29 protein-coding genes are annotated in these 25,322 nt (G+C 62.0%); 18 read left to right on the plus strand and 11 right to left on the minus strand.

Annotation, left to right across the window (positions count from 1 at the left end; genetic code table 11):
• Nucleotides 1-49 precede the first annotated feature (49 nt).
• The gene (locus SJY36_RS04735; RefSeq protein WP_386173345.1) at nucleotides 50-523 is read left to right on the plus strand and encodes a MarR family winged helix-turn-helix transcriptional regulator; all 474 of its coding nucleotides are present in this window, start codon (nucleotides 50-52) and stop codon (nucleotides 521-523) included.
• Between the two features lie 6 nt (nucleotides 524-529).
• On the opposite strand, the gene SJY36_RS04740 is transcribed toward SJY36_RS04735, so the two are convergent.
• Entirely contained in the window at nucleotides 530-988 is a 459-nt protein-coding gene (locus SJY36_RS04740; protein WP_386173347.1) for an Lrp/AsnC family transcriptional regulator, read from the minus strand.
• A 114-nt stretch (nucleotides 989-1,102) separates the two neighbouring features.
• Between SJY36_RS04740 and SJY36_RS04745 the strand changes: the two genes are divergently transcribed.
• Nucleotides 1,103-2,023, plus strand: a complete 921-nt coding sequence (locus SJY36_RS04745; RefSeq protein WP_386173349.1) for a DMT family transporter — start codon at nucleotides 1,103-1,105, stop codon at nucleotides 2,021-2,023.
• Between the two features lie 5 nt (nucleotides 2,024-2,028).
• Nucleotides 2,029-3,207 carry an aromatic amino acid transaminase gene (locus SJY36_RS04750; RefSeq protein ID WP_386173351.1) on the plus strand — a complete coding sequence of 393 codons (1,179 nt, stop codon included), beginning with the start codon at nucleotides 2,029-2,031 and terminating at the stop codon, nucleotides 3,205-3,207.
• Nucleotides 3,208-3,242: 35 nt separating this feature from the next.
• Here SJY36_RS04750 and SJY36_RS04755 read toward each other — a convergent pair whose 3' ends face one another.
• From SJY36_RS04755 to SJY36_RS04775, 5 genes are all read right to left on the minus strand, one after another.
• The gene (locus SJY36_RS04755) at nucleotides 3,243-3,935 is read right to left on the minus strand and encodes a strictosidine synthase family protein (protein ID WP_386173353.1); all 693 of its coding nucleotides are present in this window, start codon (nucleotides 3,933-3,935) and stop codon (nucleotides 3,243-3,245) included.
• Nucleotides 3,932-4,324: a hypothetical protein gene (locus SJY36_RS04760; protein ID WP_386173355.1), complete on the minus strand. Its 393-nt coding sequence runs from the start codon at nucleotides 4,322-4,324 to the stop codon at nucleotides 3,932-3,934. Before SJY36_RS04760 ends, SJY36_RS04755 begins: the two co-directional genes overlap by 4 nt.
• Nucleotides 4,325-4,490: 166 nt before the next feature.
• Nucleotides 4,491-5,648 carry a trans-acting enoyl reductase family protein gene (locus tag SJY36_RS04765; protein ID WP_289090002.1) on the minus strand — a complete coding sequence of 386 codons (1,158 nt, stop codon included), beginning with the start codon at nucleotides 5,646-5,648 and terminating at the stop codon, nucleotides 4,491-4,493.
• 163 nt (nucleotides 5,649-5,811) lie between these two features.
• Nucleotides 5,812-7,239: a sodium:alanine symporter family protein gene (locus SJY36_RS04770; RefSeq protein WP_037943691.1), complete on the minus strand. Its 1,428-nt coding sequence runs from the start codon at nucleotides 7,237-7,239 to the stop codon at nucleotides 5,812-5,814.
• 161 nt (nucleotides 7,240-7,400) lie between these two features.
• Nucleotides 7,401-8,351, minus strand: a complete 951-nt coding sequence (locus SJY36_RS04775) for an asparaginase (RefSeq protein WP_386173357.1) — start codon at nucleotides 8,349-8,351, stop codon at nucleotides 7,401-7,403.
• A gap of 205 nt (nucleotides 8,352-8,556) precedes the next feature.
• Between SJY36_RS04775 and SJY36_RS04780 the strand changes: the two genes are divergently transcribed.
• The gene (locus tag SJY36_RS04780; protein ID WP_386173359.1) at nucleotides 8,557-9,633 is read left to right on the plus strand and encodes an alpha/beta hydrolase; all 1,077 of its coding nucleotides are present in this window, start codon (nucleotides 8,557-8,559) and stop codon (nucleotides 9,631-9,633) included.
• On the opposite strand, the gene SJY36_RS04785 is transcribed toward SJY36_RS04780, so the two are convergent.
• From SJY36_RS04785 to SJY36_RS04800, 4 genes are all read right to left on the minus strand, one after another.
• Nucleotides 9,617-10,225, minus strand: coding sequence for a poly-gamma-glutamate hydrolase family protein (locus tag SJY36_RS04785; RefSeq protein WP_386173361.1), 609 nt, complete (start codon nucleotides 10,223-10,225; stop codon nucleotides 9,617-9,619). The two genes, SJY36_RS04780 and SJY36_RS04785, sit on opposite strands and share 17 nt — an antisense overlap.
• 3 nt (nucleotides 10,226-10,228) lie before the next feature.
• Nucleotides 10,229-11,179, minus strand: a complete 951-nt coding sequence (locus SJY36_RS04790) for a class II glutamine amidotransferase (RefSeq protein ID WP_386173363.1) — start codon at nucleotides 11,177-11,179, stop codon at nucleotides 10,229-10,231.
• 110 nt (nucleotides 11,180-11,289) lie between these two features.
• Entirely contained in the window at nucleotides 11,290-11,595 is a 306-nt protein-coding gene (locus SJY36_RS04795; RefSeq protein WP_132996954.1) for a DUF6525 family protein, read from the minus strand.
• A gap of 65 nt (nucleotides 11,596-11,660) precedes the next feature.
• Nucleotides 11,661-12,365: a ZinT family metal-binding protein gene (locus SJY36_RS04800; protein WP_386173365.1), complete on the minus strand. Its 705-nt coding sequence runs from the start codon at nucleotides 12,363-12,365 to the stop codon at nucleotides 11,661-11,663.
• 192 nt (nucleotides 12,366-12,557) lie between these two features.
• On the opposite strand from SJY36_RS04800, the gene SJY36_RS04805 reads away from it, so the two are divergent.
• From SJY36_RS04805 to SJY36_RS04855, 11 genes are all read left to right on the plus strand, one after another.
• Complete coding sequence (locus SJY36_RS04805) at nucleotides 12,558-13,688, plus strand: TRAP transporter substrate-binding protein (protein WP_037963297.1); 1,131 nt, start codon at nucleotides 12,558-12,560, stop codon at nucleotides 13,686-13,688.
• A 73-nt stretch (nucleotides 13,689-13,761) separates the two neighbouring features.
• Nucleotides 13,762-14,346 (plus strand): TRAP transporter small permease subunit, encoded by a 585-nt coding sequence (locus tag SJY36_RS04810; RefSeq protein WP_386173368.1) that lies wholly within the window; start codon nucleotides 13,762-13,764, stop codon nucleotides 14,344-14,346.
• Nucleotides 14,343-15,761 carry a TRAP transporter large permease subunit gene (locus tag SJY36_RS04815; protein ID WP_005852158.1) on the plus strand — a complete coding sequence of 473 codons (1,419 nt, stop codon included), beginning with the start codon at nucleotides 14,343-14,345 and terminating at the stop codon, nucleotides 15,759-15,761. The genes SJY36_RS04810 and SJY36_RS04815 overlap by 4 nt, the downstream gene beginning before the upstream one ends.
• A 4-nt stretch (nucleotides 15,762-15,765) precedes the next feature.
• Nucleotides 15,766-17,112 (plus strand): amidase, encoded by a 1,347-nt coding sequence (locus SJY36_RS04820; protein ID WP_386176444.1) that lies wholly within the window; start codon nucleotides 15,766-15,768, stop codon nucleotides 17,110-17,112.
• 12 nt (nucleotides 17,113-17,124) lie between these two features.
• A complete protein-coding gene (locus SJY36_RS04825) occupies nucleotides 17,125-17,286 on the plus strand; it encodes a hypothetical protein (RefSeq protein WP_184582721.1) in 162 nt (53 codons plus the stop codon).
• A 3-nt stretch (nucleotides 17,287-17,289) separates the two neighbouring features.
• Nucleotides 17,290-18,249, plus strand: a complete 960-nt coding sequence (locus tag SJY36_RS04830) for a 2-hydroxyacid dehydrogenase (protein ID WP_386173371.1) — start codon at nucleotides 17,290-17,292, stop codon at nucleotides 18,247-18,249.
• 107 nt (nucleotides 18,250-18,356) lie between these two features.
• Nucleotides 18,357-19,127, plus strand: a complete 771-nt coding sequence (locus SJY36_RS04835; protein WP_386173373.1) for a GntR family transcriptional regulator — start codon at nucleotides 18,357-18,359, stop codon at nucleotides 19,125-19,127.
• Nucleotides 19,124-19,954 (plus strand): tryptophan 2,3-dioxygenase, encoded by an 831-nt coding sequence (locus SJY36_RS04840; RefSeq protein WP_386173375.1) that lies wholly within the window; start codon nucleotides 19,124-19,126, stop codon nucleotides 19,952-19,954. Before SJY36_RS04835 ends, SJY36_RS04840 begins: the two co-directional genes overlap by 4 nt.
• An 11-nt stretch (nucleotides 19,955-19,965) precedes the next feature.
• Nucleotides 19,966-21,141 (plus strand): kynureninase, encoded by a 1,176-nt coding sequence (gene kynU, locus SJY36_RS04845; protein WP_386173377.1) that lies wholly within the window; start codon nucleotides 19,966-19,968, stop codon nucleotides 21,139-21,141.
• 48 nt (nucleotides 21,142-21,189) lie between these two features.
• Entirely contained in the window at nucleotides 21,190-21,942 is a 753-nt protein-coding gene (gene fnrL / locus SJY36_RS04850) for a transcriptional regulator FnrL (RefSeq protein ID WP_005852166.1), read from the plus strand.
• A gap of 87 nt (nucleotides 21,943-22,029) precedes the next feature.
• Entirely contained in the window at nucleotides 22,030-22,437 is a 408-nt protein-coding gene (locus SJY36_RS04855; RefSeq protein ID WP_386173379.1) for a universal stress protein, read from the plus strand.
• A gap of 20 nt (nucleotides 22,438-22,457) precedes the next feature.
• On the opposite strand, the gene SJY36_RS04860 is transcribed toward SJY36_RS04855, so the two are convergent.
• Nucleotides 22,458-23,342 carry a LysR family transcriptional regulator gene (locus SJY36_RS04860; protein WP_386173381.1) on the minus strand — a complete coding sequence of 295 codons (885 nt, stop codon included), beginning with the start codon at nucleotides 23,340-23,342 and terminating at the stop codon, nucleotides 22,458-22,460.
• A gap of 93 nt (nucleotides 23,343-23,435) precedes the next feature.
• Here SJY36_RS04860 and SJY36_RS04865 point away from each other — a divergent pair, with 93 nt between their 5' ends.
• From SJY36_RS04865 to SJY36_RS04875, 3 genes are all read left to right on the plus strand, one after another.
• The gene (locus SJY36_RS04865) at nucleotides 23,436-23,933 is read left to right on the plus strand and encodes a lactoylglutathione lyase family protein (protein ID WP_037943705.1); all 498 of its coding nucleotides are present in this window, start codon (nucleotides 23,436-23,438) and stop codon (nucleotides 23,931-23,933) included.
• A 143-nt stretch (nucleotides 23,934-24,076) separates the two neighbouring features.
• On the plus strand, nucleotides 24,077-24,553 hold the full coding sequence (locus SJY36_RS04870) for a DUF305 domain-containing protein (protein ID WP_009826428.1): 477 nt from the start codon (nucleotides 24,077-24,079) through the stop codon (nucleotides 24,551-24,553).
• Nucleotides 24,554-24,560: 7 nt separating this feature from the next.
• Nucleotides 24,561-25,319, plus strand: a complete 759-nt coding sequence (locus SJY36_RS04875; protein ID WP_386173383.1) for a MauE/DoxX family redox-associated membrane protein — start codon at nucleotides 24,561-24,563, stop codon at nucleotides 25,317-25,319.
• Nucleotides 25,320-25,322: the final 3 nt, after the last annotated feature.

Consider the following 25,322-nt stretch of genomic DNA (forward strand, 5'->3'; position numbering starts at 1 on the left):
TTTGCAAGCAAACAGTAGCGGTGCGGCAAAAATGAAGTATTCATGCCTTATGACCGGACCCGAGAACACCTCTGCCCCTGCCTCCTATCGTCTGCATGACAGGCTGGGCTTTCGCGTGTCGCGGCTGGCCGCGGTTATGCGTGCCAGTCTGGATGCAGAGCTTTCGCAGCTTGGGCTGACACGGTTGGAATGGTGCGTCTTGGCCAGTATCGCACTGGAAGGCATCACCGCGCCCTCCGGTATCGCCGAGAATATCGGCATCACCCGCCCCACGGCGTCGCGGACGTTCAAGCAGATGCGCGACAAAGGCTGGCTGGTGCAGAACCTGACAGAAGGCGACGGGCGCGCCCGTGCGATCACGCTGACCGAGGCGGGGCAAGACCTGTTGGCGCGTGCGCGGGTGCTGGTTGACGCGCATCAGGCGCGGTTTCTGGGTAAGCTCGACTCCCAAGCGGCGGCGCATTTCCTATCTGCGCTGGATACGCTGCTTGAAGGGGTTCAGGACCGGTTCGACGATCCGTAGGGGGTTTCAGGTCACCACGGGAAAGACGTTCGACTGCTTCAGCACGCCATAGGCAAAGCTGGAATCAATCGACGCGATGCCGGAGATATTGTGCAGCTTGTGGCGCACGAATTCCTCGTAGCTTTTCAGATCCTCGACCAGCACGCGCAACAGATAATCCTCGCTGCCGGTGATGACATAGCAATCGAGGATCTGTTCCGTCTCGTGCACCTTCTTCTCGAACAGTTTCACCACGTCGCCCGTGTGGCTGCTTAGCCGGATGCGCACCAGCGCGGTCACGGGCAGCCCGTAGGCGCGTTCATCCACAATCGCGGTATAGCCCTTGATCACGCCCTTTTCCTCAAGCGCGCGGGTGCGCCGCAAACAGGGTGAGGGCGACAGATTCACCTGAGCTGCCAGATCTTGATTGGTCAGACGCCCGTTACGCTGCAGCGCTTTGATGATCTCGCGATCTTTACTGTCCATCTTGGCCCTCTAAGGGCAGAATATGCCCGAAATTCATAATCTCGCGCAATCATTAGCAAGCATCTGCCCGTGGTTACAGCGTAAAACAGCGCAGATACAACGCGCAGGACGAATATGCTCAGCTCCCCCTCACTGCCCGCCGCGCATGGACTTGGCCCGCGGCAGATCCCCCTTCGGCCCTTGGTTGGCTATCTCGCGATTGCGGTGACCGTGCTGGTCTGGGCGGGGTTCGCGCTGTCCACCCGTGCCGTCAGCGGGGCGCAGCTGACGTTTGGCGATGTGGCGCTGATCCGGTCGGGTATTCCGGCGCTGTTCTTTTTGCCCTTCCTGCCAAAACGTATCGCCGTGTTAAGGCAGTTGCCCGCGCATCGCTGGCTGATGATCGCGGCGGGGGCGGGGCTGCCGTTCTTCTGGCTCGCGGCTATGGGCGGGGCGCAGACCTCGGCCACGCATGTGGGGGCGTTGATTGCCGGGACGACACCGGTGTCGGTGGCGGTTCTGACGTGGGTGATCTACCGCCAGCGCCCCGCGGTTCTGCTGCCGCTGGGGATCATCCTTGTGGGGGTGGCGGCGCTGATCGGTGCCTCGGGCAATCTTGCGGCAGGCAGTTTGACCGGCGTGGCGCTGCTGCTATCGGCCAGCCTGTTCTGGGGGTGCTATACGCTGGGGCTGCGGGGCAGCGGGTTGGACCCGATTGGCTGCGCGCTGGTGCTGGCGCTGCCGTCCACGCTGGTGCTGCTGCCGCTGCTCGCCACGGGGGTGCTGCCCAGCAATCTGACGCAGGTGCGACTGGCCGAGGCGATGCCATTCATCCTTGCCCAAGGGGTCGGCGTCGGCCTTGTCTCGAGCCTGACCTATGCCATCGCCATCGCCCGTCTTGGTGTCGCGAAATGTGCCGCGATCGGGTCGCTCGCCCCTGCGATTGCGGCGGTGCTTGCCGTGCCGCTGCTGCACGAGGCCCTGACGTTTGGCACGATTTTGGCCGTTCTCATCATTTGCGCCGGCGTCATGCTGGCCAACCGCCCCAAGGAGTAACCCCGATGCTCGACGCGCTTGCCGCCCTTCCCGAAGACCCGATCTGGGGTCTGACCTCTGCCTTTCGCGCCGATCCGCGCGCCCACAAGATCGACATGGTCATCGGCGTCTACCGCGATGACAAAGGGGCCACGCCGAATATGAAGGCGGTGCGCATGGCCGAGCGCGCCTTGGCGCAGGACAGTGCGCCGAAAACCTACCGCGCTTTGGCGGGCAATGCGGTGTTCAACGCAGGCATGGCGCGGCTGGTCTTGGGCGATGCGCCCGCGCGGATCGCGCGCAGCCATGTGATCCAGACGGTCGGCGGGACAGGCGCCTTGCGCGTCCTGGGGGATATGCTGGCCAGCCTGCGCCCCGACACCACGGTCTGGAGCACGGACCCCGGCTATGTGAACCACCGTCCGATATTCGAGGGGGCCGGGCTGACGCTGCAGCTGTATCGCTGGCAGGCCAAGGGCGACGCACTGGATCTTGACGGCGTGCTCGCGGATCTGGCGGCGGCAAAGCCGGGGGATGTGGTGCTGCTGCACGGCTGCTGCCACAACCCCACGGGCATCGATCCCGATGCGAACATGTGGCATGCGCTGGCCCGATTTTGCGCGGCGCGGGGGCTGATCCCGTTGATCGACATTGCCTATCAGGGCTTTGGCCGCGGGCTCGACGAAGATGCGGCGGGGCTGCGGGTGATGGTCGATGCGGTGCCGGTGGCGATGGTTGCGGCAAGCGGGTCCAAGAACATGGGGCTATATTGCGAACGTATCGGGGCGGCGATGGTGCTGGGGCCAGATGCGGCGTCCATCGCCCATGTGGGCCGCCACCTAGAGACATTGACCCGCGCGAATTATTCGATGCCCCCCGAACATGGTGCCGCTGTCGCCTGCCATGTCTTTGACACCCACACCATCTGGGAGGAAGAGCTCAACAGCATGCGCGCCCGTGTCCAATCGCTGCGGCAGCAGTTGGCGGATGCGCTGGCCGCGATTGATGCGGACCCCGCATTTCAAGCGCTGCGGCACCATCAGGGGATGTTTTCGCTGCTGCCCCTCGCGCCCGACCAGATGGAGAGCTTGCGCCGTGACCACGCGATCTATGGCACGGCCACCGGTCGGATCAATATCGCCGGTCTGCGCAGCACGCAGATCGAACAGGTCGCGGCGGCGCTTCGGGAGGTGTCACAGGCGTGACACTGGCCCGCCCCTTGGGCCAGCGTCTGTAGGCCTTAGCGGGGGGCGGCGTCGAGCATCCCCAGACGCGGCTCTGTCAGCGAGGTCACGGCAATGCGCCCGTCGGGCAGGGTCACGGCACCCGTGGTCAACGCATAGTCCCCTGCCGGATCCTGAAGCGTTTCCAGCACTTTGCCCGAGGCATCCATTCGCAGGACAAAGCCATAGCGCAGCGGCGCGGGTTTCATCGCGTCGGGCAGGCGCATGATCACGCGGCGCAGGAAGGGGCTGTTTGCCAGTTGATCCATGACGGGGTTGCGCGGGCTGACGAGACCGACCCAGAATGTGCCATCGGGGGCGTTGTTGATATTGTCTGGAAACCCCGGCAGGTTCTCCAGCACCACCGTGCCTGCGCTGCCGTCCATGGGGAAGCGCCAGACGCGGTAGCTGCCGGTTTCGACCACAAATACCGCACTGTTCGCGTCATCCACCGCCACCCCGTTGGCAAAGTTCAGACCGTCGGCAAAGACAGTCGTTTCGCCCGATGCGGGGTCGTATTTCAGGATGCGGCCGTTCGACGAATGCTCCACCAGATCCAACACCGACGCCGCCAGTGTGCCGCCGTTATCCTGCGCACCAAAGCGGGTCGAGGCATCCGAGAAATAGACGCTCCCATCGGCGGCGATATCCACATCATCGGCGTAAAGGATCGGGCTGCCGTCCGTGGTCGTCTCGGCCAGCAGGGTCACCTTGCCGCCGCGGTCCACCGACAGCAGGCCCGATAGGCGTCGGCGACGTAAAGCGTGCCGCTGTCGTCAAATTCGATCCCAAGGGGGCGGCCCTCGGTCTGCGCAAAGACGGTGATGGCCCCGTTCTCTTCGATCCGCAGGATTTCACCATCATGGGTGGCGACATGTACCTGCCCGTCCGGGCCGATATCGGCATCCTCCGGCCCGCTGCGGCCCTCAAGCTCGACGATCTTCAATGCGGTCAAACGGTCGTTGACCGCGAAATCACCGGTGTAGCCCTGATCCGGCGGTGCCTCCCACGCGACGGGGGCGACGGATACGGGCCAGAACGCGAGGTAGGCAAGCAAGGCCAGCAGGGCGATGCCCAGAAGTGTAAATAGTTTTTTCATCGGTGATCTCCTCCCCAGGGCTCGCGCCGAAGTAGTGACGCACAGCGTAGGGTTGCCGATCCCTCTGGCAGGTGCAAGAGGCTACGCCGCGCGATTTATGTCAGTCGCTTTGGCCCGCGCCGAGGTCGCATCCCCCGCAGTGGTGAACACCGCGAGGGGGTGTTGCTTAGCTCTCTACCTGAAACGTCAGCCCTGCATTGGCTGTGAGCCGGTCGATGATCGCACCACCAAAGGCAGGGGCCGCCGTCAGCACGCCGCCGGGGGTGTCGGCGGCTTCCTCGATCAGACACAGCGCCGCTTCGGTCAGCATTTTGGAGGTGGAGCCATAGCCCGGATCGCGGTCGCCCTTGACGCCAACGGTCAGCCGCTCTTTGTCTGCGGAGGTGCCGGTGAACATCAGGTCATAGCTGCCGTTGTCGCGTTCTTCTTTCGACGGGCCTTCGCCGGGTTTGATATCATCGTCGCCCATCGGGTTGGATTTGGCGATGCTCTTGGCGATCGCCTCGCCTTTCTCGCCCTTGCCGGTGAACATCATTTCTTCATAGGTGAAATCCGTGCCGTAGGGGTGCCCCATCAGCATATTGGACCGGTGCACGTTCTTGGTATTGATCGACGCCATCACGAAAGGGGCGACCCATATGCCGAAATCGGGGTCTTCGTAGGGTTTGTTGCCGTAAGGCTGTGTCGGCCCCTCAAACCCCGGTGTCAGCGCGAAGGACGAGACCAGGCGTTTCATCACATCGGGATCCCCCATGGCCAGCTTCATCGTCTCTTTGCCCGACGCCGCCGTCCCGCCCGAGAACGTACCCTTCATCCCGCGCACACGTCCCTTGACGTCTTTCAGCGGCGCGCCAAAGCGTTTTTGTGCCTCTTGCTGCAGGAAATAGACGCCCATATCGAAGGGGATGCTGTCAAAGCCGCAGGAGTGTACGATCCGGGCCCCGCTGGCCTTGGCGGCATCGTTGTACTTTTCGATCATGTCCCACATGAAGGGCGGCTCGCCCGACAGGTCGACGTAATCGGTGCCCGCCTTGACACAAGCTGCGACCAGCGGCTCGCCATACAGCAGATAGGGGCCGACCGTGGTGATGATAACCCGCGCCCGCGCGACCATCGCGTCAAGCGAGGCCGGGTCAGAGGCATCGGCCTCGATCAGGGGGGTGTCGGCGGGCAGGCCCATCTCGTCGCGCACCTGCGCCAGCTTGGACGCGCTGCGCCCTGCCATCGCCCAGGGTCGGTCCGGATAGGTCGCGTGGATGTATTCCGCGACCAGCCGCCCCGTAAACCCAGTCGCGCCGTAGATGATGATATCGAATTCAGCCATGTGCCGTTCCTCCCCGATTGGTTGCATGTCTTTGCGCCGACTATGGGACAGCGCAGACGGTATTGACCATTACCGAGTTTCAGAACGCTGCGTCGGGGGGCAAAAGAAACGGGCCGCAGCAGATGCTACGGCCCGTCTCGAATTCAGGTAAGATGCGTCCGGATCACTCTGCCGGGAGCTTCCATGCGTCGCGGTCGATATCCAGATCGGCATAATCGTCCGGGTTCAGCACGGGGCGTTCGACGCCTGCCTTTAGCTGACGACGGAAGTCGCGCAGCAGGCGCATGGCCACGGGGAAGAGCATCATGATCGCCAGCAAGTTGACCAACGCCAGAATACCCATCATCGGATCCGAGAAGAAGAACACCGCAGTCGCCGCCGGTGCTGTCGCACCCAGGAAGACGATCGCGATGATTGCGATCCGCAGACCCAGAATACCCAAGGGGCTCTTGGTCAGTACCGTCATCGCGTTTTCACCCAGATAATAGTTGTAGATGATCGACGAGAACGAGAACAGCAGGATCGCGCCGCTCAGGAAATACTGCACCCATGTGCCCAGATGCGACACCATGCTTTGCTGTGTCAGCGCCACGCCGTCGATGCCTTCGGCACCGGGGACATAGACATCGCCCAGCAGGATCACGAAAGCCGTGCACGAGCAAATGATGATCGTGTCGATAAAGACCGAAAACGACTGCGTGATGCCTTGGCTAATGGGGTGACGTACCTCGGCGGTGGCCGCCACGTTCGGGGCAGAACCCAGACCCGCCTCGTTCGAGAACAGACCGCGCCGCAGGCCTTGCGCAACCGCAGCACCCATACCGCCACCAACGGCTTCTTGCAGGCCGAAAGCATTGGTCACGATGTCATAGATCACGCCGGGCAGGCTGGTAATGTTGAGCAGGATCACGATCAGCGCCATTGCCAGATAGCCGATAGCCATGATCGGCACGACAACGTCCGACACTTTGGCAATGCGGTGGATGCCGCCAAAGATGATAAAGCCCGAGATGGCCGCCAGCGCGATACCGGTCCACAGACGGTCAATGCCAAAGCTGTCCTGCATCGAACCCGCAACCGTGTTGCCCTGGAACGCGTTGAAGCCCAGACCGAAGGCCGCAATCAGGCAGATCGCATAGATCACTGCCAGCCAGCGGTATTCCTTGCCCAACCCGTGGATGATGGCCGCTGCAGGGCCGCCGCGGTAGCTGTGCTCTCCGACTTTGCGTTTGAAGAGCTGTGCCAGTGAACATTCGACAAGGCTCGTGGCCATACCGACCAACGCGATGGCCCACATCCAGAAGACCGCACCCGGGCCGCCAAGGGTGATCGCAACCGCGACGCCCGCGATGTTGCCGCCACCGACACGTCCACCGACCGACACCAGCAAGGCTTCGCGCGCTGAAATCTGGTTGGAATCATCCGCGTTGTTCTTGTTCGACAGCACGCGGAACATGCGGCCAAAGTATTCGATCTGCACAAAGCCGGTGGCAATGGTGATGAAGATACCGAAAATGACGAGGATCGGGATCAGCGACCATCCCCAGGTGAAGTCTCCGATCCAGCCGAAGAGCGTTTGTAGAAATTCCATATACATGTCCCTTTGTTTTGCCGCGTTTTACGGTGTTCTTGGCCAAAGCGTAAAGCCGAATGACGCAGCGCGAAGCACGCAGCCCCTGTGCGACATCTAGTGCGTTGATCCTTATACAGGTTATTTCGCAATTCAACTCTTACGGGTTGGCCCTTCGCGCGTTAATCGGCCATTTCTCCGCATTGATCCGCAGCCAGATAGTCGTGTTGCGCGTCAAACTCCGCAAACCAGCTCAGCGCGAGGTGGATTTTGACGAAGGCCGCCTCGGCTGTCATCTGGCCGCCGTCGACCACCCCGCTGTCGCGCAGCGCCTTACCCGCGGCGTAGGTGCCGATCTTCATGCCGCCCTCGGCGCATTGGCTGACGGCCACCACGGGAACGCCCTTGCCTTGCGCCTTGCCCAAGGCGGCACGTAGGGCGGGGCTGTCGGGGACCGTGCCCGCGCCAAAGCAGCGCAGAACGATCCCGTCGCAGGTGGTCGCCGCATGATCCAGCAGGGCGGCGCTGAAACCGGGGGTGACGGTCAGAAGGGCAATCTCGTGGGGGCGCAGGGGGCTGAGCTGCGGGTCGGGGGCGGTGACACGCGGTGCCCTGTCGGTTGGCGCGGCGGTAAAGGCGTCCAGCGCCTGCGAATGGGCCTTGCGCACCCGCCCGCCATGCAGCCGTTTGCCGCCGAATTGCACCCAGACCCCCGCCGGTGCGGTACGCGCTGCGGCAAGCGCATCGATCAGATTGGCCGTGCCGTCCGTGTCAGCCACAGTCAGCGGTCGCATCGCGCCGGTCACGATCACAGGCTGCGCCAGACCGGGCAGCGCAAGGCACAGGGCGGCGGCGGTATAGGCCAGCGTATCCGTCCCGTGGGTCACGACGAAGCCGTCAAAGCGGCTCCGATGGTGATGGATGGTCTGCGCGATGCGCGCCCAATCCTGCGCCGTGGCGAGCGCGGAATCGATCAGCGGATCAAGGCGCAGCACGTCGACCTCTCCGGTGACCTTGCCGCTGGCCACCAGCGCTGCGACCGCATCTTCGACCACCCCGTCGCGAGGGGCGAAACCGTCGGGGGTCTGGGCCATGCCAATCGTGCCGCCCGTGTGGATCAAGAGTGTCGCCATGCTGCGCCCTTTGTGTTGATTGCCGCCCAATATGCCCCGTCAGGAGCCCTGCTAAAACTGCCGCAGGCGGACCAGAAGCGCCCGTCGCTGTCAAGCCTGCTGACCGTCGGCGCATGGGGCCAAAGCCGCCATGACGTGACGTCCGGCTTGACGGGCAGGGTGCGGCGGCGCGTATATACGCCCGACACGACCGGAAGGCCCCCTGATGCGCACACCGACCCGCCGCCATTTTATCGCCCTTGCCAGTGCGGGTGCCGTCGCCGGATGCGGCGGGCAGGGCGGGTTCTCTGTCGTTGATCCGGACCACGCCAGCGCAGGGGGCGGGGCGGATGTGGGCGCGGGCGTGCAACAGCTGCTCGTTGCGACCACACGCACCGCCGATCCCGCGCCGATCGCCTACGGTGCGGGGCGGGCCAAAACGCTGGATTTCGCGCGGCTTGCCATCTCGATCCCGCCGAACCACGAGGTCGGGCAGATCGAACGCAGCCGCGGTTCGCGGGCCGACCCCGCACGCCATTTCGCCCTCACCGGGGCAGAAACCTTGCCGGATCTGGAGGCGCTGGTCTTTGCCGCCCGCGCCGCGTCGACACCGGGGCAAGAGGCGGTGGTCTTTGTGCATGGCTATAACAACGGCTTTGCCAAAGCCGCGTACCGTCATGCGCAGGTGGCGTGGGACTATGAATTGAAGGGGCCGCAGATCCACTTTTCGTGGTCTTCAGCGGCGAACCCGTTCGAATATACCTATGACCGCGACAGCGTGCTGATCGCCCGCGATGCGCTGGCGACTTTGCTGCGGCGCCTGCTGCGCGAGGACGGGCTGCGCGTGTCGCTGGTGGGGCATTCGATGGGCGGGCTGCTGATTATGGAGACGTTGCGACAGATCGCGCTGAGCGGGGACCGCGCCCTGCTGGATCGTTTGTCTGCGACGACGCTGATCTCGCCCGATATCGATATGGATCTGTTCCGCGCGCAGGCCCATGCGCTTGGCCATTTGCCGCAGCCCTTTACCGTGGCGATCGCGCAGAACGACCGGTTGCTGCGCCTGTCGTCGGGCTTGTCAGGGGGCGCTGCGCGTTTGGGATCGGTAGAGGATCTGGACCAGCTTGAAGGGCTTGGCGTCTTCGTGGTGGATATGACGGGCATCGCGGACACGGGCAGCAATCACTTCCTGCCGGGCACTTCGGCCTCTGCCATCGCGCTGATAAAGGGGTTGCGAGACGCCGATGCGCTGGCCCCGCAATCCCTGTCGGTCGGACCGGTGAGCATCAAGCTCGGCGGGTAGCCTCGTCGCCGTCCAGGCTCGCCGCTGAAATTGCTGCCCGAAGCGCTGTGCTAAAGCGCGCCATCATCGCGCCATCCTCTGCCAAGTTGCGGCGCAGGGATCGGGGCAGTTCCAACTGCACGCCCGCGCCGCTGCGGGTGCGGTTGCAGATGTTGCTGGGGTGCACGCCGGGCAGGGCCGTATTCAGCGCGGCCCCGAAGCCCGCCGCGCGCAGTGCGTCGCCTACAGCATCCCGCAGGGTTTCGTCACGCCCGCCCAGCCAGACCGTGTCGGAGCCATCATCCTTGCGCCCGTGAATGGCGATCGACGTGTCCGCCCCAGCCACCAGTGCCAGCGCCCGAGGCTCATCAAACCGATGCGAGGTGATGTGGTAATCGCCATGCGCCCCGGCGTGCAACGCCTCGAACAGGTAGAACGACAGATCATCCCCGGCGACAGCCCGTGCGATGCTTGCCGTTTCCGGTTCGATCGTCCCCCCGTGGGGCGCAAGGATCACGACGCGCGTGCCGCGATCCTGCACGGTGATACGGTAGTCCCGGTCCTGCTCATGCGCCGCGGCGAGCGTGGCGAAATCGGGGTAGCGGTCGGCCATCGTCTATACGTCCAGCTCGGTGATCGTTTTGCTGATCTTGCCGTCGACGCGACGCAGGCTCACCATCTCTCCGAAGCGGATGTGCAGCCAGTCTGAGCCATCCTCTGTCAACGGTTCCGACGCGAAAATGGCCGAAGTCGCTTCGCCCTCGGGGCTGGCATCGACCTTGTAGCTGTCGGCGTAGTCCTCGAAATTCTCGCCCATCAACAGGTACATCGGTTCAAGCAGCATCGACAGGGCGTAGTCATCGGTGCCGGGGCCGGCTTTGCGCAGCTCTTTCCAGTCGCCTTCGGGTGCGGTTTCGCCTTTGTGGCCGGCCCCATAGTTCACGCCGATGATCCGGTCGGTGGATACCAGAGCGATTTTCAACTTAGTCAGGGCGACCAGATCTAGCTTGCGCATCGCCTGCAATACGGCATCAAGCAGCTTCTCGAACGCCGCCTGCACGTCGTCATCGCTATCGCCTTCCAGCAGGGACAGCAGCAGCACGTAGAAGAATTCCGTGTCCGTCGTGCCTTTCATCTGCCGTAGGAAATCGTCTTTGCACAGGGGCAGCAATTCGCGCTGCAGCAGCCGCCAATGGGGCAGGGCTCCGTTCTGCGCGATGATCCACGGGGTGCCCTTGAACGAGAACGGGTGGCAGTTCTCGTCCGCCAGCACGTTGCGTGCATCATAGGCCGCAGCGCGGACATGGGCGAGCATGGTGCTGGCCTGCAAGCTGGGGATGATGCCGGGGGCGTTGTCATCGTGGAACGCGGCCATGGGGCGGTGATACAGCAGCGGTTCCTCGGGCTTCAGCAGATGCGCGCTCCATAATCCGAAGCCCCAACCGGCGAGCTGCAGGTTCGGGTGCAGCTCGGGGTCAAGGCTTTGGTTGATCAGACTGTTTTCCGGCTTGATCAGCAGGCTTTCAAGCGGGATTTCAGGCCCGATATAGGCGAGAACGCGGCACATGGCTTTCCTATCACATCAAGGGTCGATCACGGGCACCACCAAGCGGCGGCATCCCGTATCATTCTGTCAGCTCAGGTAGGGCGGCGCGGGCCAAAGGCCAGATCAGCGGATCAGAGGGGGCGAACACCTGCGCATTTGGCAGGGCCGTCCGGCATATGCAGACGGTCGCGGGTCAGCGTGTTGCGCTCACAGCGCGATAGGTGTTGTTTTGCGGCATCCGTATCGCCACTGAACCGCTGCAAGGCGCGCTGCCACGCCCGCAGCGCAGAGCGTGCGGACCAAGGCAATGCCGCTTGGGCCAGCCAGCCGCGCAGTTCCGGCGGCAAGCGGTCATAGGCGGCCATCGGGTCCTGCGTGCGGCGGCGTGCGGCAAGGCTGCTGCGGCAGTTAGGCTGGCGAAGGGTGGTTTTCGGCATGGTACTTTTGTCGCTGGAAGCAAGGGGTGCGCCGCCACCGTCAAGGCAGGCAGCGGCGCAGGATGTCAGTGCGCCTGCATCTCGGCAGAGATGTCAGCGGGGCTGAGGGCCGCGGGGTAATATGTCGGCCAGTTGGTGACCTCTTTCAGCAGGGCCGCGCGATCATCCCCCCAATAAAGGTGATAGTGATCTGCCTTGGCGGGCGCGATCTTGTGGTCGCTGAACTGGAAGAACATCGGAGCCTCGGCGTCACCGCTGACCTTTTCAAAGATATAGCGCACACCGCGATTGCCCTTTTCATAGGTCAACACCTCGAAGCCGTCGCTTTCATACCGCCCCTGCACCGATGTCTCGCCCGTGTAGAAGGTTGCGGTATCGCCCGAGAATACGATCCGGTCGACATCGGTGGCATAGCCGGTGGCGTAATAGGCTTTGTATTCCTCGGCGGTTTTGTCACCCTTGGCCGCCTTATGCGCCATCACCGCATCCAGATCACCGCTTTGCAACAGCGGGTAGACGGACTGCCAGTCGCCCTCCCAGTCGGCCAGTGGGCGCGGTTTGATCTGCGCATCGTCGAAGTAGCCTTTGTAGATGTCATCGTCGCCGTGATCGTTTTTGTGATCATGGTCGTGGCTGTGATCATGGTCGTGATCATGGGCTTCGTGGTCATGCGCCTTGTCTTTGGCGTGATCCGCAAGGGCGGGCAGGGCTGTGGCGGCAAGAGAGGTCGCGGCCAGAGCGGAAAGAAATGCGGTGTGGATGCGGGTCATCATGGGCTCCATTCAGGGTCGGTAGAGAAGTGATTCGTTATGTTATAACGTAACTCTTTCCCTACAGGCAAGCCACGCGGAGAGCAATGATCAGAATTCTTGATTAAATCAGTCAAGGCAGTAAGGTCGGGACACGATTGCCGGTAGGGAACTTGAAAAAGGGCCGCGCAGTCGCTCTGGGAGGAGAACAAAATGAAGACTAATAATACTATTAATCGACGTTCGTTTTTGACCAAATCGGCAGTCGCTGGCGGGGCTGCGGCTGGCAGCATGCTGGCGGCTCCGGCGGTTCTGGCGCAAGCGCCATTGGTTATCAAAATGCAAACGTCATGGAATGACGCCAACATCTGGCAGGACTTCGCACGCGACTATGCCACCCGCGTCGAAGAAATGTCGGGCGGACGCGTCAAGGTCGATGTGCTGCCTGCCGGCGCGGTTGTTGCGGCGTTCCAGGTGCTGGACGCTGTGAATGACGGCTTGATCGATGCTGCGCATTCGGTGCCTGTCTATTGGTACGGCAAGAACAAGGCCGCGTCGCTGTTCGGCACAGGTCCGGTTTTCGGCGGCTCCGCAACGACGATGCTGTCGTGGTTCTACGAAGGCGGCGGCCAAGAGCTGTATAACGAGCTGACACAGGACATCATGGGTCTCGACGTGGTCGGCTATATGGGCTTCCCGATGTTCGCGCAGCCCTTTGGCTGGTTCAAGGAAGAGGTGAATTCAGTCGAGGATCTGCAAGGGTTCAAATATCGCACCGTGGGTCTGGCGGCCGATCTGATGGCCAAGCTGGGCATGTCCGTCGCTCAGCTGCCGGGCGGCGAAATCGTGCCTGCGATGGAGCGTGGCGTGATCGACGCTTTCGAGTTCAACAACCCCTCGTCGGACAAGGACTTTGGCGCGCAGGACGTGGCCAAGAACTACTATCTGTCGTCCTATCACCAGGCGTCCGAAAGCTTCGAGTTCCTGTTCTCGCGGACCTTCCTTGAGGATCTGGACCCGGACCTGCAGGCGATCCTGAAATATGCTGTCGAAGCGGCCTCTACCGCGAACACAGCCAAGGCGATGAACCGCTATTCCGCGGATCTTCAGTTCTTGCAGGATGAAGCAGGGGTCACCGTGCGCCGCACCTCGAAAGAGATTTTGGACGCACAGCTGAAGGCATGGGACGAACTGATCCCCGAGCTGGAAGCCGATCCGTTCATGAAAAAGACCCTCGACAGCCAGCGCGAGTGGGTCAGCCGCGTGTCGTATTACGAGCTGATGAACTCGCCCGACTACGGTCTGGCCTACGAGCATTACTTCCCTGGCAAGATCAAGCTCTGATCCCGCTGACAGGTAAAGTACAGAACCCCGGCACCTTTGTGTGCCGGGGTTTCAGACGAGGCATGGGGACATCATGATTTCATTTATACGGTTCGCCGACAGCCTGTCGGCATGGTTTGGCAAGTCATTCGCGTGGCTTATCCTGCTGATGTCCATCGGCACGGGCTACGAGGTTTTCGTACGCTATGTGCTTAACAGCCCGACGGCCTGGGCGCTGGACGTTTCCTTTATCATGTACGGCACGCTGTTCATGATGGGCGGGGCCTATACGCTGTCGCGTGGCGGGCATGTGCGGGGCGATTTCCTGTACCGGCTGATGCAACCCAAGACCCAGGGCAAGATCGATATCGTGCTGTATATCGTCTTCTTTTTCCCCGGTGTGCTGGCCCTGATCCTGTCCGGCTGGAAATACGCCGCGCGGTCCTGGCAATACGGAGAGGTCTCCGTCAACAGTCCCGCGGGTGTGCCGATCTACCAGTTCAAAGCGGTGATCGTGGCGGCGGGCATATTGCTGTTTATCCAGGGGATCGCGCAGGTATGCCGCTGCATTATCGCGATCCGGGACAATTACTGGCTTGAAGCGGACGAAGACGTTTTCGAGACCGAAGATCTTTTGATCCAGAAGGCCAACATGGCCGAGAAAGACCATATCACATGACCGATCCGCAAATCGCCCTGATGATGCTTGGGCTGTTCATCATCTTTGTCTTCCTGGGCTTCCCGATCGCCTTTACCCTGATGGCCATGGGCATCGGCTTTGGCTACTACGCCTATTTCGATGCGCGCCGCATGTGGCGCGGTTTTGACCGGCTGGATGAAACCGCCGGACAATGGGAACAATGGTCGAGTTGGATAGAGGGATTCTATAACAACCGAATATTTGACCTCTTCGTGAACCAGACCTTTACCGTGATGTCGAACGAGGTGCTGACGGCTGTGCCCTTGTTCCTGTTCATGGGCTATATCGTCGAACGCTCCAACATCGTGGACCGTTTGTTCACCACGCTGAACATCGCGTCCAAGAATGTCCCCGGCTCGATGGGGGTGGCGGCGCTGATCACCTGCGCGCTGTTTGCCACGGCGACAGGGATCGTGGGCGCGGTTGTGACCTTGATGGGCCTGCTGGCGCTGCCGGCGATGTTGAAAGCGCGCTATGACCCGTCCTTTGCGGCGGGCATCATCTGTGCGGGCGGCACCCTGGGCATCCTGATCCCGCCGTCGATCATGCTGATCGTCTATGCGGCGGCGACCAATGTGTCGATCGTGCGCCTTTATGCGGCGGCACTGCTGCCGGGGCTGACACTGGTGGGGCTGTATCTGGTCTATATCATCGGGCGGTCTTTGCTGCAGCCATCGTCGGCACCAAAGCCCACGGCGGATGAGGTGCCAGATATGCCAATGGGCAAGCTGGTGATGATGATCATCACCTCTTTCGTGCCACTGGCTTTCCTGATCTTTGCGGTGCTCGGGTCGATCCTTTTCGGTCTCGCCACCCCGACAGAGGCGGCATCCATCGGTGCATTGGGCGGTATCTTCCTTGCCTTCATCTACCGCGCGATGACATGGCAGCGTTTGCGTGAAAGCGTCTATCTTACCGTGCGCACCACGGCGATGGTCTGCTGGCTGTTCGTCGGCTCCTACACCTTCTCTGCCGTGTTCTCCTATCTCGGGGGGGAGCATGTGATCTCGGAGTTCGTGCAATCCATGAACCTGTCGCCGATCCAGTTCCTGATCATGGCGCAGCTGATCATCTTCCTGCTGGGCTGGCCGCTGGAATGGTCCGAGATCATCATCATCTTCGTGCCGATCTTCCTGCCGCTGCTCGCGGTTTTCGAGATTGATCCGTTGTTCTTCGGTATCCTCGTGGCGCTGAACCTGCAGACCAGTTTCCTGACCCCGCCGATGGCGATGTCGGCCTATTACCTCAAAGGCATCGCGCCGCCGTCGCTCCTGCTGACGCAGATCTTCAAGGGGGTCATGCCGTTCCTCTTCTGCGTGATCCTGTCGATGGTGCTGATGTATGTCTTCCCGCAGATCGTCTTCTATTTGCCGGATCTGTTTTATGGACGGTAATCGGATGTCGGGTCACGGGGTGGACGGCACCCCCAGCGTGACGCTGCTGCGCGACAGGCTGGCGTCCGGCGCGCTGGACGCGCTGGCGCTGGTCGACAGCTATATCAAGCGGATCGAGGCGCGCGAGCCGCAGGTGGGTGCATGGGCGTGGTTCGATCCCGAATTTGCGCGCGCACAGGCCCGCACGCTGGATGCGCATCGCCGGGCAGGGCGTCCCTTGGGGCGGCTTCACGGGTTGCCGGTTGCGCTGAAGGACGTGATCGACACCCAACGCATCCCCACGGAAAACGGCTGCGCGCAGGATGCGGGGCGCGTGCCCCTGCGCGACGCCTTTGTGGTAGAGAGGCTGCGCAAGGAAGGGGCGATCCTGATGGGTAAGACGGTCACGACCGAGCTTGCCTTCATGCAGCCCGGCAAGACCGCGAACCCGCATAATCTGGCGCATACGCCCGGCGGATCGTCGCAAGGCTCTGCCGCGGCGGTGGCGGACGGGATGGTGCCGCTTGCCATCGGCACCCAGACCGGCGGGTCGGTGATCCGCCCGGCGTCCTTCTGCGGGGTGACCGGATATAAACCCACCTTCGGCGCGATCCCGCGGCGGGGGGTGCTGACGCAATCGCCCTCGCTTGATACAATCGGGGTCTTTGCCAGCGATCCCGCAGGGGCAGCACTGCTGGCCGAGGTGCTTTTCGGGCAGGATGACGAAGACAACGCGACCACGCTTTGCGCTGCGCCCGCCTTACATACGGCGGCGACCTCGGCCCCGCCGCTGCCGCCCGTGTTCGGCTTCATCCGCCCGCCGGGATGGGAGGATGCGGAACCGCAACTGCATGAGGCCTTTGCCGAGCTGCTGGACGCGCTTGGCGATCAGGCGTTCGAGCTTCCGTTGCCAGCGGTGTTTGACACGGCAGCAGACCAGCGCAAGCTGATCAATCTGGCCGAGATGTCCTATCACTACTACCCCTATTGGCACCGGGGCGCGGACACGCTGGGGCCGATCACCCGCGACGCGATAGAGCAAGGCAACGCCGTGCCCGCCCGCGATTACCTGTCTGCCCGCGACATGCCCAAGGTGCTGAACGCCGCGCTGGACGAGATGTTCACCCGCTGCGATGTGATCCTCTGCCCCTCGGCCCCCGGTCCGGCCCCCAAAGGGTTGGAAACCACGGGCGATCCGGTGTTCAACGGGCTGTGGACCTTCTGCGGCACACCCTGCATCAACCTGCCGCTTTTCACCTCGACCGAAGGGCTGCCCATGGGCGTCCAACTGGTCGGCGCACGCCACAATGACGCGCGGTTGCTGCGCACGGCACAATGGCTGACCGACTGGGCCGCCGGTGCCTCTGCATAAAGGATATCTGATATGAACCGACTTCTCGCACTTGTGGCCTTTGCGACCATCACCGCCTTTCTGCTGATCCTGGCCGTCAAGGTGCCCAGCCCCGATCTGGTGATCATCGTGGCGATCACGCTGGCGTTCATCGCCTTTGATCTGTTCACCTCCAGTCGCAACAAGAAAGACTAGCCGATGTCCAAACCCGTGATCTGGATCACCCGCACCCTGTCGAATGCCACGCTGGAACGCGCCCGCCGCGACTACGAGGTGATCTGGAATGCCGCCGACACCCCCGGCAGCGCCGAGGATATCATCAGGATGAGCGCATCCGTCGACGGGATCATCCCGTGCCACTCCGAACATTTCAGCGCAGATGTCGTGGCGCAGCTCGACCCGCGGCTGAAAATCGTCGCGAACCATTCGGTCGGGGTGGATCATTGCGATCTGGACGCGCTGCGCGGCAAGGGGATCGTCGTCACCAACACGCCCGATGTGCTGTCGGACGCCACGGCAGAGCTGGCGATGATGCTGATGCTGGGGGCTGCGCGCAATGCGGTCGCGGGGGACCGGACTGTGCGGTCCGGCACATGGGATTTCTGGTCGCCGGCCTTTCTGGTGGGCAAACAGCTGACCGGCGCGCGGCTGGGGATCGTGGGGATGGGCGGTGTGGGCCGTGCCTTTGCCCGCAAGGCACGCGGCTTTGACATGGAGATCCACTATCACAACCGCAGCCGTCTGTCGCCCGAGGATGAAGCGGGCGCGATCTATCACGAGACACTGGAAAGCCTGCTGGCGGTGTCCGACTTCCTGTCGCTCCATTGCCCCGCGACGCCCGAGACGGTCGGGCTGATGAACGCCGACCGTTTGGCGCAGCTGCCCAAAGGGGCAGTGCTGGTCAACACGGCCCGCGGCAATCTGATCGACGAGGCCGCTTTGGTCGACGCCTTGGATGCGGGGCATATCGGAGCGGCGGGGCTGGATTGCTTTGTCACCGAACCGGGGGGCAATCCGGCCTTCGCGTCTTATGACAACGTGATGATGATGCCACATGTGGGCAGCGCCACGGTGCAGACACGCGATGCGATGGGGTTCAAGGCGCTGGATAATCTTGACTCGTTCTTCCGTGGAGAGTCTCCACCGAACGCGCTCTAGTCTAGGAACGGTCCGAAGAACTCAATGCGGACCTACGCTGAAAAAAATCGTATACGATTTACATGATCGTATTTATTTGTCATGGTGTGTTTCGAAAGGGGCGCATCATGACACTTCGGCAATCGAAATCGGACATTCTATTCGACCGGCTTCGCCATGATATCCTGTCGCTGGATCTGCCACCGGGCATGGCGCTGCGCCTACCGGCCCTGTCGGAACGCTATGCCATCGGCCTGACGCCGCTGCGCGAATGTCTGAACCGGCTGGCGGCTGAAAAGCTTGTCGTGCCCGAGCATAACAAGGGCTTTCGCGTCACCCCGCTGACCCGTGCCGATCTTCTGGATCTGGAACGCAGCCGCGATGCCATCGAAGGCGCGATGCTGGCCCATTCCGTCAGCCACGCTGATGACACGTGGGAGGCAGGGGTGATCGGCGCCTATCACCATCTGTCGCAAACGCCCGTGCCCTCGGTGATCCATAATGACGAGGCACTGGCCCAATGGACGCGGCGGCATCTGGCCTTTCATCAGGCATTGGTGGCTGGGGCGCGGTCAGAATGGATGGCGCGGTTTGCGGGGCAGTTGCAGGACCAGCTGGGGCGCTACCACCGTTTTATTCAGGCGGGCCTGCGCGATCTGACCCAAAGCGCGCCCCCGCTGGCGGCCAAAGCGGCAGAGGTATTCTCTGCCGGTATGGCGCTAGAGCCGCATCGCGCGCTCTATCAGGCGGCACTTGATCATGATCCGGCGGCGGCGCTTGCGGCCTTTCGCCATCACACCGGCCTGAGCATCGCCGCGTTCGAGGAGCTTTCGACGCTGATGCCGGCCCATTCACCCTTTGCAAGAACCCTCGGCCCCCAATCGGAGCACCCCGCATGACCGGCTACAACCCCGCTGACGAAGGGGCGCAAATGTCCTTTGCCAAGGATATGTCCTATACCGACTACCTGTCGCTCGACCCGATCCTCGGGGCGCAGAATTGCAAATCCGACGCCCATGACGAGATGCTGTTCATCATCCAGCATCAGACCTCAGAGCTATGGATGCGCCTGTGCCTGCACGAGCTGTCGTCGGCGCGCACCCATCTCGCGGCGGGCGATTTTGCGCCTGCGATGAAAATGCTGACCCGTGTGGCGCGCATTTTTGAACAGCTCAACAGCGCGTGGGATGTGCTGCGCACCATGACCCCCAGTGAATACAGCGATTTCCGCGACGACCTTGGCGCGTCCTCGGGGTTTCAGTCGCATCAATACCGGCTGATCGAATTCATCCTCGGCAACCGCAACCGCGCGATGATGAAAGTGCATGAACATCGCCCCGAACTGCACCGCATGCTGACGCAGGAACTGGGGACAAAATCCCTGTACCATGTGGCGCTTGATCTGCTGGCAGAGGCAACGGGGCAAAGCTTTGATCCACAAACCTATGCGATGGACACGCCTCATGCGGCGGATGATGCGGTGATGCAGGCATGGGTGCGCGTCTACCAAGACCCGCGCGCCCATTGGCAACTGTATGAGCTGGCCGAAAAGCTCGTCGATCTCGAAGATTATTTCCGCCGCTGGCGTTTCAACCATGTGACCACGGTGGAACGCATCATCGGCTTCAAACGCGGCACGGGCGGCACGTCGGGGGTGAAATACCTGCGCCGGATGCTCGAGGTCGAACTTTTTCCCGAACTCTGGAACGTACGAGGTGCCCTGTGACCCGATTGCCGATGAAAGACCGCTTTTCCCTGCCCGAGGGCATGATCTACCTTGATGGAAACTCGCTTGGGCCGCTGCCTGTGGGGACGGCCGAAAAGGTGCAGGATGTGGTGCAGGCGCAATGGGGCGCGCATCTGATCAAGGGCTGGAACCTTGACGGCTGGATGGCGCAGCCCGCACGGGTCGGCAACCGCATTGCCCGCCTGATCGGCGCGCCCGAGGGCACGGTCACCATGGGCGACACGCTGTCGGTCAAAGTGTTTCAGGCCTTGTCTGCCGCTCTCAAGATGCGCCCCGACCGGCGGGTGATCCTGTCGGACAGCGGCAACTTCCCGTCGGACCTGTATATGGCCGAGGGGCTGATCCAGCAGTTGGGGCAAGGCTACGAGCTGCGCATTGTCGCCCCCGAGGATGTCGCCAGCGCCATGACAGATGACGTGGCTGTCGCGATGATCACCCAAGTGGACTACCGCACGGGCCGCATGCATGACATGGCGCAGGTGACTGCGGCGGCCCATGGGGCTGGGGCGGTAATGCTGTGGGATCTGGCCCATAGCGCAGGCGCGGTGCCCGTCGATGTGGCCGCCTGCAACGCGGAATTCGCCGTCGGCTGCACCTATAAATACCTCAACGGCGGGCCGGGAGCCCCTGCGTTCATCTATGCGCGCCCCGATATCGTCGCGGACATCCAGCCCGCTTTGGCCGGATGGCTGGGGCATGATGCGCCCTTCGCCTTCGAGACCGGATACCGCCCCGCTGCGGGCATCGAACGCATGCGCGTCGGCACGCCCCCCGTGATCCAGATGACCGCGCTGGAGCATGCGCTTGGGCTTTGGGACGAGGTGGATATGGCCGAGCTGCGGGACAAGTCTGTCGCGCTCGCTGAGCTGTTCATCGCGCTGGTCGAAGAAAAATGCCCCGAGCTTGTGCTGGCCAGCCCACGGGATGCAAACCAGCGGGGCAGTCAGGTGTCTTTCGCGTCAGAGAACGGGTATGCGGTGATGCAGGCGTTGATCGCACGCGACGTGATCGGTGATTTCCGCGCGCCTGACATCATGCGCTTTGGCTTCACGCCCCTGTACATCGACGAAGCTGACGTACGCGGCGCGGTCGACATCCTTGCCGACATCCTAGCGACCCGCAGTTGGGACCGGCCCGAGTATCACCAGAAGCGCGACGTGACCTGAAGGGGCAAGCGACATCGGGACGCAGCGCGGTGGCGGTGCGTCTTGGTGATGGTGGTCCGCGCGAATGAACGCTATGATCGCGCCATGCTTGATCTTCAGTCGCGCCCGAAATGCAGTGAATGCCCGATCCGCCACCGCGCCGTTTGTGCGCGGTGCGATGATGATGAACTGCTGATGCTGGAGCAAATCAAGACCTATCGGTCGTTCAAGGCGGGTGATCCGATGCTTTGGCGTGGCGACGGGCTGACCTATGTTGCGTCGGTCGTGTCGGGCGTCGCGAGCCTTGGCAAAACGATGGAGGACGGGCGCACCCAGATGGTGGGGCTGCTTTTCCCGTCGGATTTCATCGGCCGTCCGGGCCGCGCGGCGATTGATTTCGATGTGGTCGCCGTTACCGATGTGACGCTGTGCTGCTTCCAGCGCAAACCCTTCGAGGCGCTGATCGAAACCACGCCGCATATCGCCCAACGGCTGATGGAGATGGCCCTCGATGAACTGGACGCGGCGCGCGACTGGATGCTGTTGCTCGGCCGCAAAACCGCGCGCGAAAAGATCGCGACCTTCATTGAAATGCTGGCGCGGCGGCAGCAATTGGCCAATGCGGATACCCCTGGGCAAGAGCTGGTCTTGCCTCTCACACGGTACGAGATCGCCAACTATCTGGGGCTTACGCTTGAAACGGTCAGCCGCCAACTTGGCGCGATGAAGAAAGAGGGTATCCTGAGCTTTGTCGACCGTCGCCGTTTCCGCGTGGCCGATGTGGACGCGCTGCACGCGGCCTCGGGCGATGATTGCGACTAGGGAAATATTCCCTTTGATTTGATCTGTATCAACGCCGCAGGGCACCCCAAGGCGTTCCCTGTCTGCACCTTCATAGGAGAGTGCAGCATGTACAAGAATATCCTGATCCCCGTTGTTTTCGAGACCCCCGAGATCACCCAGACCGCCTTTGATGCGGCGCAGGCGCTGGCGGCACCGGACGCCAGATTGACCCTGCTGCATGTGATAGAGGCAGTGCCGGTCTATGTCGCCGAATACATCCCCACCGACATCGTGACCTCCACGCGCGAGGCGGTACAGGCGCGGCTGGATGCGCTGGCGCTAAGGGTGCCGGGGGCCGCGACAGCGATTGCGGACGGGCGCGCCGGGCCACGGGCGACACGCTGGGCCGAGGAAAACGGGACCGACTGTATCGTGATCGCGTCGCATCAGCCCGCGTTATCTGACATCCTGCTGGGGTCGGTCGCGCAATATGTGGTGCGTCACGCCAAATGCGCGGTGCATGTGGTTAGATAGGTCGGGGCACCGCCAACGCGCTATTGCAGCCCGAGTATGCCGTCGGCGGTGGCGGCAACGCGGGCGAATGCGGCGCGGTCTTTACGTGCGATCAGCCAGAGGTCGTGAAACCGCCGTTGGGGCAGGGTATGCACCGCCAGCGCGTCGCGGTGCGCAAACCCCTCCACCCCTGATCGCGGCAGGATAGTATAGCCCAGTCCTTGGGCCACGGGCAGGGGGATTTGCCCGATCTGGTTGATAAAACTGCGCAGCCGCAAATGCTCTGCCCCGCGGTAGTCATCAAAGTTGCGCCCGAGAAGATCATCGGCATAGGCATTGCCATCGGGATGCGCGATGAACCCCAAGTCATCAAGCTTCTGCAGTGTCAGATCCGTCGCGTTAAAGGTGGCGGGCAGCACGAGGCAAAGTTCCTCTTGCGATAGGGGCGTGGCCTGAACGCGGGGCATATCGGGCACCGCGGTCACCACGCCCAGATCAAGCGTCCCTGCCAGTATATCCGCCAGAATACGCGCCTGCGGCGCGGCGCTGAGGTGCATTTCCAGCTTCGGGGCCTGCTCCATCCGCGCGATCAGATGCGGATACAGCCGTAACGCAAAGCTGCCAGAGCAGCCGATCCGCACCGTGCCGGATAAAGGATCATCGCGCTGCATCCTTTCGCGCAAGGCGCGCTCCTCTGTCCGGCGGGCACGGCCGATCGACAGCAGCTCTTCTCCGGCGGGGGTGAGGGTAAAGGACTTTCCCTCGCGCAGGATCAACGGCTGGCCGACCTGTTGTTCCAGCTTGCGGATATGCTGCGACACCCCCGGCTGGGTCATGGCCAGCCGGTCTGCGGTGCGGGTGAAATGCCCGATGTCACATAGGGTCGTGAAAGTTTCGAGCCATGAGGCGTTTAGCACGCAGATCATTCCATAAAATTATCAATTTAATTCCATATGATAATTTTATGTTTGTGCGTGGTCCACCTAAATCACGGGGTATCACAGAACAAAGGATAGACCATGACACCGACACCACGCAGTTTCTCTCATATCGGGCTTTCCGTGCCCGATCTGGACCAAGCCGTAAAATTCTACGCCGACGTGCTGGGGTTTTACGTCATCATGCAACCGACAGAGGTTGTCGAAGACGGCAGCGATATCGGGCAGATGTGTACCGATGTCTTTGGCGAAGGCTGGGGCCGCCTGCGTATCGCGCATCTTGCCACGGCAGACCGTATCGGGATCGAGCTGTTTGAATTTGACGGCAACCACGCGCCCGCAGACCCGCTGAATTTCCGCCAGCACGGCACGTTCCATTTCGCCATTCAGGATCCCAACCTCGAAGACCTGCTGGCCAAGATTGTCGCGGCGGGGGGCAGGCAGCGGATGCCGGTGCGCGAATACTTCCCCGACGATAAACCCTATCGCATGGTCTACGTCGAAGACCCCTTTGGCATCGTGTTCGAGCTGTACAGCCACAGCTACGAGCTGACCTATTCCGCCGGTGCCTATAGCTAATCCCAAGTCTGTTCTGCGGGCGAGGGCAGGGCTTTCGCCCGCAGTTATAATGACAAGATATGTCAACTAATGCAGGTCGGCGGGAACCCTCCTGCGCGGGAAGGCGGTTTTGTTGTCATAGCAACATCACGAAAGGTCTTCTCATGTCATACTGGCGCTTCTTTGCAATGATCATCACCTCTACCGTGGTGATGTTCGGCTTAATGTATCTGAACACCTACGCAATCGATCACGTGTTCTTTAGCGAAACCCGCAGCTATATGGCGCTGTATATGGGCGCGGTGATGGCGGTCATCATGCTGGCGTTCATGCTGGGGATGTACAGCAACCGTGGGGTGAATATCGCGATTTTTGCAGGCAGCGCGCTGGTTTTTGCGGTGTCGCTGTTTCTGGTGCGTAGCCAGTCCACAGTCGATGACACGGCGTGGATGCGTGCGATGATCCCGCACCATTCCATTGCGATCCTGACGAGCGAGCGTGCCAATATCTCGGACCCGCGGGTGCGCAAGCTGGCGGACGATATCATCGAAGCGCAACGGCTTGAGATCGACGAGATGAAGGCCTTGATCGCGGATCTTGAAGGCGGGCCAGCCGCAACACCAGAAATCGACGGGAAGTGAGGACACAATGACGCAACAGCAGACACAACCGGCAAAACTCTACCGTATGGTGATGCCCGACCACACCTGTCCCTACGGTCTGAAATCGAAAGACCTGCTGGAGCGTCAGGGCTTCGAGGTCGAGGATCACCACCTGACAACGCGCGAAGAGACAGACGCGTTCAAGGCGAAGCATGATGTCGAAACGACGCCGCAGAGCTTTATCGGCGGGGAACGGATCGGCGGCTATGACGATCTGCGGGTCTATTTTGGCCTGGACAAACCCAAGGATCAGCAATCTGACACGTCGTACCAGCCGGTGATCGCCATCTTTTCGGTCGCCTTTCTGATGGCGCTTGGCCTGTCGTGGTTTGCCTTCGAAAGCCTCTTTACGGTGCAGGCGTTCCAGTGGTTTATCTCGATCTCCATGTGTTTCCTCGCCGTGCAGAAATTGCAGGATATCGAGAGTTTCTCGACCATGTTCCTGAATTATGACCTGCTGGCAAAACGCTGGGTGCCCTACGGCAAGATCTACCCGTTCGGAGAGGCCTTTGCAGGCATCGCCATGACCGCAGGGGCGCTGCTGTGGCTGGCGGCACCGATCGCGATCGTGATCGGTGGTATCGGGGCGATCTCGGTGATCAAGGCGGTCTATATCGACAAACGCGAGCTGAAATGCGCCTGCGTGGGCGGCAGTAGCAATGTGCCGCTTGGCTTTGTGTCCCTGACCGAGAACGTGATGATGCTGGGCATGGGGCTTTGGATGCTTGTACGGCTCTTCGGGTGATAT

The organism is Sulfitobacter sp. R86518 (assembly GCF_042466275.1).
Classification (GTDB): domain Bacteria; phylum Pseudomonadota; class Alphaproteobacteria; order Rhodobacterales; family Rhodobacteraceae; genus Sulfitobacter; species Sulfitobacter pontiacus.